Origin of the sequence: Thalassospira lucentensis (assembly GCF_032921865.1) — a bacterium.
In the GTDB taxonomy this organism is placed as follows: domain Bacteria; phylum Pseudomonadota; class Alphaproteobacteria; order Rhodospirillales; family Thalassospiraceae; genus Thalassospira; species Thalassospira lucentensis_A.
The window spans coordinates 2,399,631-2,415,026 of record NZ_CP136684.1; the positions used below are offsets into that span (position 1 = coordinate 2,399,631).

14 protein-coding genes are annotated in these 15,396 nt (G+C 56.3%); 6 read left to right on the forward strand and 8 right to left on the reverse strand.

The annotated features are described in order from the left end of the window. The first annotated feature begins 1 nt into the window (after nt 1). Together R1T41_RS11645 and R1T41_RS11650 are read left to right on the forward strand one after the other, a co-directional pair. Nucleotides 2-1,054 carry an iron ABC transporter permease gene (locus tag R1T41_RS11645; RefSeq protein WP_317337181.1) on the forward strand — a complete coding sequence of 351 codons (1,053 nt, stop codon included), beginning with the start codon at nt 2-4 and terminating at the stop codon, nt 1,052-1,054. Further along, on the forward strand, nt 1,051-1,833 hold the full coding sequence (locus R1T41_RS11650) for an ABC transporter ATP-binding protein (protein WP_317337182.1): 783 nt from the start codon (nt 1,051-1,053) through the stop codon (nt 1,831-1,833). The genes R1T41_RS11645 and R1T41_RS11650 overlap by 4 nt, the downstream gene beginning before the upstream one ends. A gap of 24 nt (nt 1,834-1,857) precedes the next feature. Here the strand turns inward: R1T41_RS11650 and purD are convergent, their stop codons facing one another. Continuing rightward, nucleotides 1,858-3,141 (reverse strand): phosphoribosylamine--glycine ligase, encoded by a 1,284-nt coding sequence (gene purD, locus R1T41_RS11655; RefSeq protein ID WP_317337183.1) that lies wholly within the window; start codon nt 3,139-3,141, stop codon nt 1,858-1,860. A 113-nt stretch (nt 3,142-3,254) separates the two neighbouring features. Here purD and xseA point away from each other — a divergent pair, with 113 nt between their 5' ends. The 3 genes from xseA to R1T41_RS11670 are packed head-to-tail and all read left to right on the forward strand — an operon-like array spanning nt 3,255 to nt 7,335. Then, nucleotides 3,255-4,898 carry an exodeoxyribonuclease VII large subunit gene (gene xseA, locus R1T41_RS11660; protein ID WP_317337184.1) on the forward strand — a complete coding sequence of 548 codons (1,644 nt, stop codon included), beginning with the start codon at nt 3,255-3,257 and terminating at the stop codon, nt 4,896-4,898. Beyond that, complete coding sequence (locus tag R1T41_RS11665) at nt 4,898-5,758, forward strand: M23 family metallopeptidase (RefSeq protein WP_317337185.1); 861 nt, start codon at nt 4,898-4,900, stop codon at nt 5,756-5,758. The genes xseA and R1T41_RS11665 overlap by 1 nt, the downstream gene beginning before the upstream one ends. A 29-nt stretch (nt 5,759-5,787) precedes the next feature. After that, on the forward strand, nt 5,788-7,335 hold the full coding sequence (locus R1T41_RS11670) for a gamma-glutamyltransferase (RefSeq protein WP_317337186.1): 1,548 nt from the start codon (nt 5,788-5,790) through the stop codon (nt 7,333-7,335). Between the two features lie 16 nt (nt 7,336-7,351). Here the strand turns inward: R1T41_RS11670 and R1T41_RS11675 are convergent, their stop codons facing one another. The 7 genes from R1T41_RS11675 to R1T41_RS11705 form a co-directional block, all read right to left on the reverse strand. Then, entirely contained in the window at nt 7,352-7,837 is a 486-nt protein-coding gene (locus tag R1T41_RS11675; protein ID WP_062950673.1) for a MarR family winged helix-turn-helix transcriptional regulator, read from the reverse strand. 95 nt (nt 7,838-7,932) lie between these two features. Further along, nucleotides 7,933-8,538: a hypothetical protein gene (locus tag R1T41_RS11680; RefSeq protein ID WP_317337187.1), complete on the reverse strand. Its 606-nt coding sequence runs from the start codon at nt 8,536-8,538 to the stop codon at nt 7,933-7,935. Between the two features lie 93 nt (nt 8,539-8,631). Further along, nucleotides 8,632-9,531, reverse strand: coding sequence for a lauroyl acyltransferase (locus tag R1T41_RS11685; RefSeq protein WP_317337188.1), 900 nt, complete (start codon nt 9,529-9,531; stop codon nt 8,632-8,634). Next, entirely contained in the window at nt 9,524-10,495 is a 972-nt protein-coding gene (gene lpxK, locus R1T41_RS11690) for a tetraacyldisaccharide 4'-kinase (protein WP_317337189.1), read from the reverse strand. Before lpxK ends, R1T41_RS11685 begins: the two co-directional genes overlap by 8 nt. After that, on the reverse strand, nt 10,482-11,768 hold the full coding sequence (locus R1T41_RS11695; RefSeq protein ID WP_317337190.1) for a 3-deoxy-D-manno-octulosonic acid transferase: 1,287 nt from the start codon (nt 11,766-11,768) through the stop codon (nt 10,482-10,484). The genes lpxK and R1T41_RS11695 overlap by 14 nt, the downstream gene beginning before the upstream one ends. Further along, complete coding sequence (locus tag R1T41_RS11700; RefSeq protein ID WP_317337191.1) at nt 11,765-12,538, reverse strand: lysophospholipid acyltransferase family protein; 774 nt, start codon at nt 12,536-12,538, stop codon at nt 11,765-11,767. Before R1T41_RS11700 ends, R1T41_RS11695 begins: the two co-directional genes overlap by 4 nt. 20 nt (nt 12,539-12,558) lie before the next feature. Further along, nucleotides 12,559-14,295, reverse strand: a complete 1,737-nt coding sequence (locus R1T41_RS11705; RefSeq protein WP_007091220.1) for an ABC transporter ATP-binding protein — start codon at nt 14,293-14,295, stop codon at nt 12,559-12,561. Between the two features lie 258 nt (nt 14,296-14,553). Between R1T41_RS11705 and R1T41_RS11710 the strand changes: the two genes are divergently transcribed. After that, nucleotides 14,554-15,387 (forward strand): lipopolysaccharide kinase InaA family protein, encoded by an 834-nt coding sequence (locus R1T41_RS11710; RefSeq protein ID WP_317337192.1) that lies wholly within the window; start codon nt 14,554-14,556, stop codon nt 15,385-15,387. Nucleotides 15,388-15,396 lie beyond the last annotated feature (9 nt).

Here is a 15,396-nt window from a genome sequence, read left to right on the forward strand (position 1 = left end):
AGTGATCAGACCAGTGATCGGTAAAGTCATTTCCAGCCCCGTTTTCCTAAAACGCATCAGCGTGGCATTTGCCGCGCTGATGTTGCTGGCTGCGGTCCTGGCGGTTGCCGCATCGGTGGGTGAAACAGCAATCCCGGTGGGTACGGTGATCGATACGATTGCCAATCATTTATGGGATGCCGGTCATCCGGTGGATGCGATCGATGCCGGTATTGTCTGGAACTATCGGCTGAGCCGCGCCATCGTTGCCGCAAGTTGCGGGGCGGCCTTGGCCGTTTCCGGCGCGGTCCTGCAGGCGCTTTTGCGCAACAGTCTTGCCGATCCCTATCTGCTGGGCATTTCTGCCGGGGCGTCGACCGGTGCGGTCAGTATCGTGATTCTTGGTCTTGGGGCCGGGATGCTTTCACTGTCACTTGGTGCATTTATCGGCGCAGTGGCGGCATTCGCCTTTGTGACTCTTCTGGCGTTACAGGCCGGGCGCGGCACGGGGGCAATCATTCTGGCCGGGATTGCCGGGTCGCAGATGTTTAACGCCCTGACATCCTTCATTGTCACCAAGTCAGCCAGTGCGGAACAGGCGCGCGGCATCATGTTCTGGCTTCTGGGCAATCTTAGCGGCGTGCGCTGGCCCGATGTGTGGCTGGCCTTGCCCGTGGCTATTGTCGGGCTTATCGTGTGTCTTTGGCATGCACGCGCACTTGATGCCTTTACGTTTGGCCGTGAATCCGCGGCATCACTTGGTGTTCCGGTCAGACGCGTTTATGCCGTCCTGATTGCTGCGGCGGCAATGATGACCGCGGTGATGGTCAGCATCGTGGGCTCCATCGGCTTTGTTGGACTGGTAATCCCGCATGCCGCGCGCTTCTTTGTCGGAACGCGCCATGGGCTGGTATTGCCGTTATCGGCATTGATTGGCGCACTGTTTCTGGTCTGTGCCGATGTCATCTCACGCGTGATCGTTCCGGGGCAGGTGTTGCCAATCGGGGTGATTACTGCCCTTGTCGGGGCGCCGGCCTTTGCCCTGATCCTGTGTCACGGAAGGATTTTGCGATGACCCTGGAACTGCGCGATATCGTCTGGTCTGCCGGTTTTCGCAAGATCATTAAAAATGTCTCGATCCGGGTTGAACCAGGCGAGTTCCTTGGCCTGATCGGGCCGAATGGATCGGGCAAAACAAGTTTGATGTCGGTTTTGGCCGGTATTCGTCCACCTGATCAGGGGCATGCGATGCTGGCAGGGCAGGACATGAAAAAGCATGGCCGTCGCAAACTGGCCCGGCAGATCGGCTTTGTCGAACAGCAGGCCGACACCACAGACCGCTTGACCGCGCGCGAGGCGGTGGCACTGGGGCGCACACCATATCTCAGCATGCTGTCACCCTGGTCTGAACGGGATGATGCGATTGTTAACCGCGCCCTTGGTGATGTCGACATGACCCATCTGGCCGACCGGTTCTGGCATACACTTTCGGGCGGCGAGAAGCAGCGGGTTCATATTGCGCGCGCGCTGGCACAGGAACCGAAATTCCTGTTACTGGACGAGCCAACAAACCATCTGGATATCCGCCATCAGCTTGGATTACTGGAACTGGTGCGCGAATTGCCGGTTACCGTGGTCGCAGCCCTGCACGATCTGAACCATGCCGCGATGTATTGCGACCGGATTGCCGTGATGCGTGATGGGGAACTGGTGGGCATTGGCAGCCCTGCCGACATTCTGACATCGGAAAATCTGCGCGATGTGTTCGGTGTCGAGGCAACCATCGAACATGGCCCGAATGGTGAATGTGCGGTGCGTTATCACGCAGGCATGAAAAAAGACCGGGCTGCATGACCCGGTCTTTTTTAATTCAAAGGCTTACTTCTGTTCGCGGGCAATCGCGCGCCAGCCGATATCACGGCGGCAGAAACCGCCCGGCCAGTTAATGGCGTCAACGGCTTCGTAGGCGCGTTTCTGCGCCTCGGTCACCGACGTGCCACGTGCGGTAACGCCAAGAACACGACCCCCTGTCGCGGTCAGTTGGTCACCATCCATTTTCGTTCCCGCATGCAGGACCTTGACCTTGTCCATCGCATCCGCATCGGCAACGTTTCTGATCTCGGTGCCTTTTTCGTAGCTGCCCGGATAACCCTTGGCGGCCATGACAACGACCATGGCGGTTTCATCATGCCATTCGGGTTTGACGGTATCGAGTTTTCCGGTGGCCGCCCCATCAAGGATATCAAGCATATCCGATTTCAGGCGCGTCATCAGAACCTGGCATTCCGGGTCGCCAAAACGGATGTTGTATTCGATCAGTTTCGGATTGCCCGCATCGTCAATCATCAGACCGGCAAACAAAACCCCCTTGAACGGATGGCCTTCGGCGGCCATGCCCTTGACGGTCGGAACAATGATCTGTTCCATGACCTTGTCTTCAACCGATTGCGTAAAGACCGGTGCGGGGGAATAGGCACCCATACCGCCGGTATTCGGGCCGGTATCGCCTTCGCCAACGGCCTTGTGATCCTGTGCCGCAATCAGGGGGATGACGTTCTCGCCATCGCAGACGGCAAAGAAGGATGCTTCTTCGCCGGTCATGAATTCCTCGATCACCAGTTCCGCACCGGCATCGCCGAACTTGCCACCAACCATGCATTCGTCAATTGCGGCAAAGGCTTCGTCAACTGTCTGGCAAATCGTCACACCCTTGCCTGCGGCAAGGCCATCGGTTTTGACGACAATCGGCGCACCGTGCTTTTCAACAAAGGCACGGGCATCGTCAGGGGTGGTGAAACGGCCATAGGCCGCTGACGGCACGCCGAACTTTGCGACCATGTCCTTCATGAAACCCTTGGAGCCTTCAAGCTGTGCGGCAGCCTTGGAACAGCCAAACGATTTGATGCCGACTGCATCCAACGCATCAACAAGGCCCGCGACCAGCGGGGCCTCGGGGCCTACAACCACCAGATCGACCGCATTGTCGGCGGCAAATTTCACAAGGCCGTTAATATCGCTATCGGAAATGGCGACACATTCTGCTGAATCGGCAATCCCGGCATTGCCCGGCGCACACCAAAGCTTGTTCAGCCGCGGGCTCTTGGCAATTGCCCAGCATAATGCATGTTCACGTCCGCCACCGCCAACGACCAGAACCTTCATGATTTTAACCTCGATTACGTGTCCGACTGCTTGATGGTCCAGACGGGATGAGCTAGGCTTGCACCCCATCCCGCTTGAAAATTTATGCGGGCTTTTAGCATAAAGTGCCCTTGATGACGCAAGATTTGTTCGACCCGTTCGCTCCCATGCCCGAAGAACCCGCGAAACCGGGAAATCTGCCGGAATTTTCGGTCTCCGATCTTTCCAACGCGCTTAAACGCACGGTCGAGGATGCGTTTTCGTTTGTGCGTGTGCGCGGCGAAATTTCCGGCTTCAAGCGCGCAAGCAGCGGTCACATGTATCTCGCCCTCAAAGACGATCAGGCGGTGCTGGACGGTGTTTGCTGGCGCGGGCAGGCGTCCAAGCTTGGCATCGCACCCGAAGACGGCATGGAAGTCATCGTTACCGGCCGACTGACGACATTTCCGGGCCGGTCGAAATACCAGATTGTCATCGAAACGATGGAAGTCGCAGGCGAAGGCGCGCTTCTGAAACTTCTGGAAGAACGCAAAAAGAAACTTGCCGCCGAAGGACTGTTTGACCCGGATCGCAAAAAGCCGATCCCGTTCCTGCCCGATGTCATCGGGATTGTAACATCCCCGACCGGGGCGGTTATCCGCGATATCATGCATCGGCTTCGCGAACGTTTCCCGCGCCGGGTTTTGTTATGGCCCGTGGTGGTGCAGGGAACCGGGGCGGCTGAACAGGTCGCGCAGGCGGTGCGCGGTTTCAATGATCTTTTGCCCTATGGCAATATTCCGCGCCCCGATGTCCTGATCGTCGCGCGCGGTGGCGGGTCACTTGAAGACCTTTGGGCGTTTAACGAGGAAATCATTGCCCGTGCGGTGGCGGAATCCGACATTCCGGTGATCTCGGCGGTCGGCCATGAAACCGATACCACCCTGATTGATTTTGTGTCCGACCTGCGCGCGCCCACCCCGACGGGGGCCGCGGAAAAGGCTGTGCCTGTGCGACTTGATCTGATTGGTCAGGTCGAGGAAGACGGCCTTCGTCTGACGCAGGCCGTCCGTCGGCTTGGCGTGGAAAAACGCACCGCCCTTGAAAGCCTTGTGCGTGGTCTTGGCGATCCGCGCAGGATGCTTGAAGAACGCAGTCAGGCCCTTGATAACTGGGCCGATCGGTTGCCACGTGCCGCAGGCAGTGTTTTACAGCAGGCGCGTGCGCGTCTGAACGAAGCCGGGGCAAGGCTGGTTAGCCCGCGTGAACAGCTTTCGGAAAAACGCGGGCGGTTGGAAAATGCTGGTCTGCGGCTGGATGGTGCGATCAAATCCGCGATCCAGATGCAAAAGGCCCGACTTGATCAGGCGGCCGCCGGACTTCGCCCGGCAAATGCCAAACGCGATATCGCACGTGATCACAAACAGATCGGCGATCTGGCTGGTCGGATGCAGGCGGCGGTTAAAAATATCCTGAACCGCGAAACCGAAGGACTGGCGCGCTATGACCGTCTTCTGGAAAGCTATTCCTATCGCAATGTTCTCAAACGCGGTTTTGCCGTGGTGCGCGGTGCGGACGAAGGTTTGATCGGCAAAGCATCGGATCTGATTGCCGGGCAGGGTTACATTCTGGAAATGCAGGATGGACGTGCCGATGTAACAGCAGGGACGTATTCCTCTGGAGAGCCCGAGGCGGCACCGGTTGCCACAGTCGCGCCGAAATCCGCATCCAAACCGAAACCGGCCCGGAAAAAAGACCCGGCCCCCAAAGATGATGACAGGCAAGGGAGCCTTTTGTGATGCGTTTCGGAATGACCACGTTTCTGGCAACAACCGGTTTGATTGTATCGTGTTTCGGTGCTATCGCGGCCGAGCCGACCTATGAGGGCCAGTTTGTTCAGGGCGGCATCGTGTTCGGGCAGACCGCCCCCGGAAGCAGCATCCTTCTGGATGGCAAGGCGATTGATACGATCGGGCCGGACGGGGCCTTTATCCTTGGCTTTCCACGCGATTACGAAGGCCCGGCAAAGCTGACGCTGCGCAACGCTGACGGGGCAGTCGAAGAATATGCCTATGATATCGGGGATCGCGAATTTGATATCCAGCGGATTGATGGCCTGCCGCCCAAGATGGTGACACCGGACCCGAACGTTATGGAACGGATCAAGGATGATTCGCGTCAGGCCCGCGAAGCACGTGTCGAACGATTTACCCAGGAATTTTACAAGAACGGCTTTATCTGGCCGGTTCTGGGGCCGATCAGCGGCGTTTATGGATCACAACGCATTTTGAATGGTGAACCGCGTGCCCCGCATTGGGGGATAGACATTGCCGTTCCGACCGGTACCGAAGTCGTCGCACCGGCTGACGGGATTGTGACGCTGGCGCATCCCGATATGTATTTTTCCGGGGCGACCCTGTTTATTGATCACGGGCTTGGCATGGTTTCAGCCTTTTTGCATCTGTCGGAAATCGATGTGAAAGTTGGTGATGTGGTTCGTCAGGGTGATCCTATCGCCAAGGTCGGGGCAAGTGGGCGGGCAACCGGACCGCATCTGGACTGGCGGATCAATGTCGGGGATGCGCGTGTCGACGCGGCCCTGCTTGTGCCGCCGATGGAAGACGCACAAAAGGCCGCAAAGGCAAAGGCCAGCAATTGACGATGGATAAACAATAGGGAACGTCTGCCATGAAAAAGCACGGAGCCGTCGCCGCAGGACATGATGTCACAGCACGCGCGGCTGCCGATGTGCTTGAGGCTGGCGGCAATGCCTTTGACGCGGTGACCGCCGCGATATGGACGGCATGCGTGGCGGAGCCGGTTCTGGCGTCGCTTGGCGGCGGCGGTTTTGTCATGACGCGTCCGGCGGGAAAGCCGCCAAGGCTTTATGATTTCTTTGTTGAAACCCCGCTTGCCAAACGCCCGCGCGAGGAACTTGAATTTGAAAGCCGGTTTGCGACATTTGCCGGTGGCGTTACCCAGGAATTTCACGGTGGATACGGTTCGGTTGCAGCGCCGGGCGTGGTTGCCGGCATTTTCAAGCTGCATGACGATCTTGGATCATTGCCGATGGCGATGCTGGCCGAACCGGCAATTACGGCTGCGCGCGACGGGATCAGGCTGGATGCGTTTCAGCGATACGTCATGGGGATCGTAACCCCGCTTCTGGCCTTTTCCAAAGACAGCCGGGCGGTTTTCGGTGCGCTGGAACATCAGGATGAAGACCGATTTGAATTGCCGGACGAGGGTTCCATTCTTTGTCAGGCAGATATGGCCGACAGCATCGAATATTTGTTGCGAACCGGTTCGGACGGTTTTTATCACGGCGATCTTGGTCATGCGCTTGTGACCGAATGCCGGGAATATGGTGGCTATCTTACGGGCGCTGATTTGGCGGCATACCGGGTTCTGGTCCGTGATCCGCTATTGATTGCCGGACGCAACGGACGGTTTGTTTTAAACCCGCCGCCTGCATCGGGCGGGGTTCTGGTCGGGTTCGGGCTTAAGCTTGCGCGCGAAATTGAGCTCGGGGCATTTGGATCGGCCCGTCATCTTGAAGCCATTTCGCGCATTCTTCATGCCACGGGGCTGGCACGTAGCGAACATGGCGCAAGCCCGACAATCCTTGCCGACGAATTTTGCGAAGCTTACCGGTCGATGATTGGGGAACGCCCGCTTAGCCAGAATGGCACGACCCATATTTCCGTGGTTGATGGCGATGGCAATCTTGCCGCCGCGACAATTTCGAACGGGTCCTGCTCCGGGCGGATGGTTCCTGGGACCGGGATCATGCTTAACAACATGCTGGGCGAGGCCGATCTGTCGCCTGACGGTTTCCATCACTGGCCGTGCGGTGTGCGCATGACATCAATGATGACCCCGGCCCTGTATCTGGCGGCGAATGGTGATGCGATTGCACTTGGATCTGGCGGGTCAAACCGCATTCGTTCAACCATGTTGCAGGTGATGCTGAATATCGATGCCTATGACATGACCCTGCATGGGGCTGTGGCGGCACCGCGACTTCATGTCGAAGACAGTCTTTTGTCGGTCGAACCGGGATTTGACGGTTCGCTTCTGGATGGACTTAGCCTGGAAGACCAGCAGCGCTGGGATGCGGAGGATATGTTCTTTGGCGGTGTTCACGCCGCCAAAGTCAGTGGTGATGGCACAAAATTCAATGCGGTGGGGGATGCCCGACGTAATGGCCATCAAGTTGTGATTACCGATCTGTAATCCGGCTTGAACCAGCTTAACGCGGAATTTCGTCCGCAGGGCGGACGTCAAGCAACGGAGCCGCATCTATATTTTCCGCATTCATCATGGTGGCAACCCGCTGCATGGATGACAGAAGCTGCGTCTTTTCCCAATCTGGCAGGGCATCGAACTGCGATATGAATTCTTCGTGCAGCATGGTGGGGGCTGCTTTCAGAACATTCTGACCTGCCTCTGTCAGAACCGTATTGACCACACGCTTGTCCGTGGTGCTGCGGCGGCGTTCTGCCAGCCCGCGCTGTTCAAGGCGGTTCAGGATTGTGGTAACCGTTGCCTGGCTAAGTGACACATGATTGGAAATGCGACGCACCGTGACGTTCTGCAATTCGTCAATCGCCCGCAGGACCATCACCTGCGGGATGGTCAGGCCACAGGCTTTCATCATTCGTTTGGAATGAAGATCGGTTGCGCGGATGATCTGGCGCAATGCGACCAGAATGTCCTGCCAGTAGGCCTGTGTCATTATGGTTTCCTCGGGCGATGGCTCTTACGCCACTCGGTAAAGGGGATTGACCGCATTATCAATGCAATTTGTCCTGCGACAAATGATGATCGCTGTTAATTTCCCCGAATGCGTCGTGTGGCGAAAAAAATCATCGCGAAAATAGCGATCAGGACAAGGGTTACACCGGCGATCAACATGGCCTGATTGAGGCGCAGATCATATTCCTGTTTGCGTTCGACATAGGCGATAACCTGTCGGCGAAGCTGATCCATTTCCGGTGTGATATCGAAACTCGTTCGATACATCTTTGCCCCGGCACGTGACAGAAGATCGTTGGTTTTGTTCATGCGTTCGATGAACATCGCAAAGCGTTCTTCGGTCGCGGCAAGCTCGTCAAGCGGGCCGTCTTTCACGTCGCCATCTTTGGTGCGCGCGATTGACAGTCTGGTTTGGGTCAGATCATCACCGTCTTCGGCAATGCAATCAGACAGCGGCTTTTTCTCGGCACTCTTGCCGCACTCGATCTGGCGATCCCCGAACTTCTCAACGGCTTCTCGCAGATGTGTCTGCAATTGCAGATCAAGTTCGGCAATCCGTATCCGCACATTCTTTGAACTGCTTTCTATCTTGCCAACATCACCTTCCAGCGCGAATGACGGCCAGACGGCAAACATTGAACCAACAAAAATCAGAAAAAGCGGGACGACGAAACGCAGCAAAAGGGAACTTCCCCCGGACAAGGTGGAGAGGTATCCACCAGTCTGCTGCAAGGGTGTTCCCATTCGGTTAATGCCGGGTGCGATTAACGATGATCAGTTCGGCCAGCGTCTGTGAAGCCACAACCATTGCGCGGGTCGGTCACGAATCCAGCTTTCCATGATCGCATTAACTTCGGTCATGATGCGCAGAATATCGGCATGACGGTCATCGGTCGGGACAATTTCGAGTGCCGGATAAAATGTCATGCGGAAATAGGCGCCGCCCAGTCGTTCCACCCGTACCGGTACTACCGGGCAGTCATATTTTAGCGCAAACTGCGCCAATGCCGGTGCTGTCATGGCGTCACGACCAAAAAACGGTACGGCAATGCCGTCATTCATTTTCTGATCGACCAGCATCGCGACATGTCCGCCTTCTTTCATGTATTTGGTAATCTGGCGGGCACCCTGTGCCCCTTTTTTTACCAGTTGACCGCGGAAAGTCTTGCGGGCACGAATGAATAACTGATCAACCCACGGATTATCCGGGGCGCGATAGACACACATCATGTCCATATCCATCGCAGTTGCCAGCGTCATGCCGATTTCCCAGTTACCGATATGGCCGGTAAAGAAAACACCCGGTTTGTCATCATCTTTAGAAGCCATGCCGTTCTCAAGGCCGACAACCTCGATCCTTGGGCCTCCCGGGCGCAATTTATGCAGATGCGGGATTTCAGCCGCGTTGCGTCCCAGATTTTCCCACATGTCACAAATGATCGTTTCGATCTCTTCCGGGGATTTTTCCGGAAATGCGCGTGTCAGGTTGTTTCGTGCCTTTTTTGTCTGGCCGAGTTTGGGGCCAAACTTTCGCAGTAATGTACCACCAGCGTTTGATGCCATATCAATCGGCATGGCAGCAAAAAGCCAATAAATCAGATGCGCTGCCAATCCCTGCAACGGGTGGGAAATATATTTCTGTCGTGCTTGGTAAAAGGCACTGCGTTCAGGCATCGGACAACACCGCCGTAATTATTTTCTCCAGCTGGTCCGGGGCTTCGAATTCCAGCACAATATCAAGGGTGCTTATGCCGTTCCGCTGCCCGGCAGGCAAGCGCATCAGGTCTTTTTCTGTCGTGACCAAATCGGCATTCAACGCCTTGGCTTTTTGATGCAACTCCGCCAATTCGGACGCACGGAACGGATGATGATCCGCAAAGTCGGCGGTCGCAACAATATCAGCACCGACTGCGCGCAGACTATCATGGAATTTGGCCGGGCGGGCAATCCCCGCAAAGGCGAGAACCCTGCGACCGGCAAATTCGGCGCCATTGCAGGGAACAATGCGGGCGCGCAAAACCGGAACCGAAGCTGGCAGGTTTTTCAGGAACGGCGGATTGCCATCACCGATCAGAATGATCGCACGAACTTTGGCCAATCCCTGTTCAAGGGTTTCGCGCATCGGACCTGCGGGAATGACGCGACCGTTTCCAATCCCGAAAACGCTGTCGACAACCGCAAAGCTGCAATCCTTGATCAACGATGGATTTTGCAGTCCGTCATCCAGAATGATGGCCTCGGCACCCGCATTTCTGGCCGTTTCGGCGCCCATGCCCCGGTCCCGCGAAATCCATGCCGGCGCCGTTCGCGCCAGAAGCAGTGGCTCGTCCCCGACATCGGCTGCGGTGTCCTTCGTCGGATCAACACGATGTGGGCCGGTTTCCCGACCACCATATCCACGGCTCAGGAAATGGGCCTGAATGCCCATTTTGTGCAACGTGTGATACAGCGCGATTGCCGTCGGTGTTTTACCCGCACCGCCGATGGTAAAGTTGCCAACGCAGAAAACCTTGCATCCCGGATGGCGCATGGTTGTTGTCATCGCCCGAATGCCTGCACCTGCGCGCCACAGCAGGGAAAAAGGCGACAGTGCCTTGGCCATGCAGCCGTCTGCCAGCCAGAAATCAGGCGCGCGCATTGGCAACCTCCCCGGTTAAAAGCGGGGTGATCGCATCAATGGTTCGTTCGAGAACCTCGGCCTTTGAATTGGCATATGCCAAGGCGGCATTTGCCAGTGCGCTCGCCTTTTCCGGTTGGGTCAGAAGAATATCAATCTGCCTTGTCAGGTCGTCACGATCAGCAACCGGTCGGCAGGCGTGTGCTGTAAGAAGTTCCTGACTGATCTCGCTAAAATTGCTCATATCGGGGCCATGCAGAATGGCACATCCAAGCCGTGCCGGTTCAAGCGGGTTTTGCCCGCCGGACGCACAAAGGGATTTTCCGATCAGGCAAACCGGTGCAACCCGGTAATAAAGCCCCATCTCGCCCATCGTATCGCCAAGATAGATGTCGATATCTTCGGTGATTTTGTGCCCCAGGCTTCGGCGGGCAACGCGCAATCCCTGGGCAATCAGATCCGCCTCGATTTCATCAGCACGATCCGGATGACGGGGAACAATAACTGTCAAAAGGCTGTCATGCTTTGGCGAAAGTGCTTGATGAACCTGTGCGCAGGCCAGTTCCTCGCCCTCAAACGTACTTGCCGCAAGCCATACCGGGCGGGTGCCGATCTGCGATTGCAGTTCGGTTAGGGCGTCGGCTTCGACCGGCAGCGGGGGGGCTGCAAATTTCAGGTTCCCGACGGCGCGCACATCCTTGCCGCCAAGGGAAACGAACCGTTCGGTTTCCTTGCTTCCTTGCGTCAGGATCAGGTCAAATGCGGAAATGACCGGCGTGATAAAGGATGGAAATCGTGAATAGCTTTTAAAGCTTCTGGCCGAAATGCGGCCATTAAGCAGTGCCAGTCTTGTCCCTGCCTTTTTGGCCTTGGTCAGAATGTTGGGCCAGAAATCACTTTCAAGCCAAAGAGCCGCATCCGGTTTCCAGTGATGCAGAAAACGCGCAACGCAAACCTGCCGATCAATGGGAATGAACTGATGGATCACCCCTTTGGGAAGGCGCTGATACATCATTGCCGCCGACGTAACGGTGCCGGTGGTGACAAGGATCGAGGTTTCGGGAAAACGCGCACGAATGGCATCAATCACCGGCAGGGATGATAGGGATTCGCCAACACTGGCACCATGTATCCAGACGAGTTTCCCCTTCGGGCGTAATGCACTGGCATGACCGAACCGTTCACCGATCCGTCCTGCATCTTCCTTGCCGCGTTTTTTGCGCCGTTGCAGATAAATGCCAAGTACCGGACCCAAAAGCCGTGTCGCCACGCGATAGGCGTAAAACAGGCTCATTTGGCGCTTTCCTGTTCTGCCGCTGCCATGGCCGAACGCTTCTGTTTGGGAAGTTCATCCGGTCCGGCGGGCTCAATCACGTCAAGGCCAAGCTTGCGGTCGCTTTCCTGTGTCAGCCTGGTCAGGGCCGCTTCAAGCTCCAGCCGCTTTTCCTCCAGCCCGGCATCATCCAGATCCCGTCCGATATGGATCGGATCGCCCCAGCTAAAAACGCCTTTTGAAAACGGAAGCGGCAGCACGAACCGGTCCCAACTGCCAAAGACGCGCCGGTTTGATGCCGAATAGGTCAGCGGGAAAATCGGAACGCCTGCAAGCTTTGCCGCCTGCACAATGCCATCCGAAATCCGCATGCGCGGTCCTCGTGGTCCATCCGGGGTCATGCCGACGACTTCACCGGATTTCAGCGCCTTCAGAATGCGCCGCAACGCTGCCGCACCGCCTTTGCCCTGCCCGGTTGACCCTGCAATCGTGGCAATCCCGAAATGACCAATGGTGCGGGAAATGATTTCACCATCGCGATGCGATGAAATCAGCATGTTAAACGGGCGGTCACCGGCAACCGAACGCCATGTATAGGGCATCATCAGCAAACGCTGATGCCAGAAAGCCACGATAAACGGTTTGCCCTCCGTCAGGAAATGGGCGGGATGATCCCCGCCTTCCGTGTGCCAGCGACCGGTGAGCCGGACGAACCGGATATAGGCTGCCGCAAGCCAGCACAAAGTGCTACGCGCCTGATCGCTTTTTATGATCCGCTTATGCAACTGCACGCCAGTTTATCCCGAATGTTTTAGGCCTGATTTTCGGTTTCTTCCGAGAATTGCAGATTATAGAGATTGGCGTAAGCCCCTCCCAGTGCAAGCAATTCTTCATGACGTCCCTGTTCCGTGACGCGTCCGTTCTGAATAACGCAAATTTTGTCGGCATCAATAATTGTCGACAGGCGATGCGCAATAACAAGCGTTGTGCGACCCTTCATAAGTTCGGTCAGGGCACCCTGAATATGGCGTTCCGATTCCGTATCAAGAGCCGACGTCGCCTCGTCCAGAAGCAGGATCGGGGCATTTTTCAACATTGCCCGCGCAATCGCAATACGCTGGCGCTGCCCGCCCGAAAGCTTCACACCATGTTCTCCGACAATGGTGTCATAACCGTTTTCAAGTTGCAGGATGAAATCATGCGCTGCCGCGTGGCGGGCGGCTTCTTCGATTTCGGCGTCGGTCGCACCAAACCGGCCATAGGCAATGTTGGATCGGACCGTATCATCGAACAGCGTGATTTCCTGACTGACCAGTGCGGTTGCCGAACGCAGGCTTTCCAGTGTCACATCGCGGATATCCTGACCGTCAATGGTGATCGCACCTGCATTGATGTCGTAAAATCGCGGGATCAGGTTCAGGATCGTCGATTTACCGGCACCCGAGGGCCCGACAAGCGCGATCGTCTGACCGGCTTCGATATCAAGGCTGATATCGTGTAATGCGGTCGTTTCATCATTATAGGAAAACGCGACATCCTTGAACTGGATGGCGCCGCCCTTGACCTCAAGCGTTTTGGCATCATCGGCATCGCGAATTTCCGGTTCGATATCAAGAACGGTAAACACGCGCTGGGATGCTGCAAGACCGGCCTGCAGGTTGATATTGATATTGGCAAGGCGCTTGACCGGTTCATATGCCAGCAACAGGGCGGTGATGAACGAAAAGAAACTGCCCGGGTCGCTTGCCCCGTCAATGACGCGGCTGCCGCCGTAAATAATGATGGTCGTGATCGCGGCCCCGCCCAGTGTTTCCATGATGGGGGACGAACGTGCGCTGACTTTCTGCGCCTTGAAGCTCAGATCGAAAACGGTTTCGACAAGCTTTTCCATCCGTGAACATTCATAGGGTTCCATGCCATAGGCTTTGACATGACGGACACCCTGAAAAGTCTGTTCCAAGAGGGTCGCAAATTCACCGATCTGCTGTTGCGTATTGGCCGAAACCTTGCGCATGCGCCGACCCAGACGGGCAATTGGCAGGATGGCGGCGGGAAAAACGGTAAAGGCAATGATCGCAAGCTGCCAATCCTGATAGAACATGACGCCAATCAGAACGATGGCGGTCAGAAAGTCCTTGCCAAAACCGGTCAGCGATACGGAAACGGCCGCACGCATTGCGGTGATATCACTGGTAAAGCGCGTGATCAGTTTGCCGGTGTTGGTGCTGTGGAAAAATCCGATATCAAGGCGGATGACATGCTCGTAAAGCTTGTTCTGAATATCGGCAAGAATACGACCGCCGACATAGCTCATCAGAACCGATTGCCCGTAATTGGCAAAGCCTTTCAGCGCGAAGGCTGCAAGGACGGCAACCCCGACAGGGACCAGCATCGCCGGGTTCTTTTTGACGAAGACCTCGTTGATCACCGGGTCCATCAGATAGGCATAGCCGCCGGTTGCCGCCGCCATAAGCGCCATGCAAACCAAAGCCAGAACAATCTTGCCGAAATAGGGGGCAACCGCATCCTTAACGATGCGTTTGATCATTGGCAATGTGTTCCAATGTTCTGTCGTGCGATCTAGCGAATGCTTTGGCAATGAATTCTTCCCGGTCGTGTGACGCCATTTCCGATTGTGTCAGCCTGACACTATCTATATGGAGTAAGCATCATGAATGTCTTAATCTTTCCGGGCTGTTGCTAGCATGCCCGGGCAGGTGCGGCAAGCCGCAGCAACTTGACTTGACTGATACTAATAGGGCCTGCCGGAAAGCAGGCCACGAAAAACGACATATAAGATAAAAAAATGACAGAGCAACTCCACGTGTTCGTGGAACAGACGATTGCGCAAGGTGTGGGCGCACGTGTTTTTCCGCTGCGTTGGGCCGGGCGCCGTATCTGGGTCAAGCAGGCCGTTCCGCCAAAGGAAAAGGGCTGGCATCGCCTGCAGCGGTTGATCGCGACCCTGACGCGGATACCGATGTTGCGCCCGACCGTATCGCCCGGCGGCAAGGCCGGTCTGGCGAGCGAGGCTGAAATAATTCATGCCTTGACGAAGGCGGGTGTTCTGGTTCCCGATCTTCTGGCGGTCACAGACAACTGGATTGCAATCGGGGATAATGGGGCCATTTTGCAAACCGTCATCAGCGATGCGGTAAAGGCCGGTGATGAAGACCGTGTTGCCGAACTGATTGCCAAAGCCGGGGCCGCCTTGGCCGATTTGCACAGCAGCGGCTTTACCCATGGTGCGCCCCTTCTGCGCAACATGACCATCCGTGATGATGGCAGGATCGGCTTCATCGATTTCGAAGAAGATCCCAACAAACGCATGCCATTGCCCGACGCGCAGGCGCGCGATGTCCTTCTGTTTCTGTTTTCCATCCAGCGCGGCTTCAAACGTCGTACTGATCTTTTGCGTGCCGGATGGCGGGCATATCTCGTGGTAACCGGCATGACCGCGCCGCAAATGAAACCGCTGTCTCATATCGTGGGGGTTATTCGACCGGTTTACATCGCACTGAAACCGTTCCGTCGCTGGCTCGGGACGGATGCGATCAATGCGATGCTGGCATATGGCATTCTGCGTCGAAGCCTGCGTGGCAAGGATGCCCCACAGGACGTTTCTCCGGTCGCCAGATAAAACACCGGC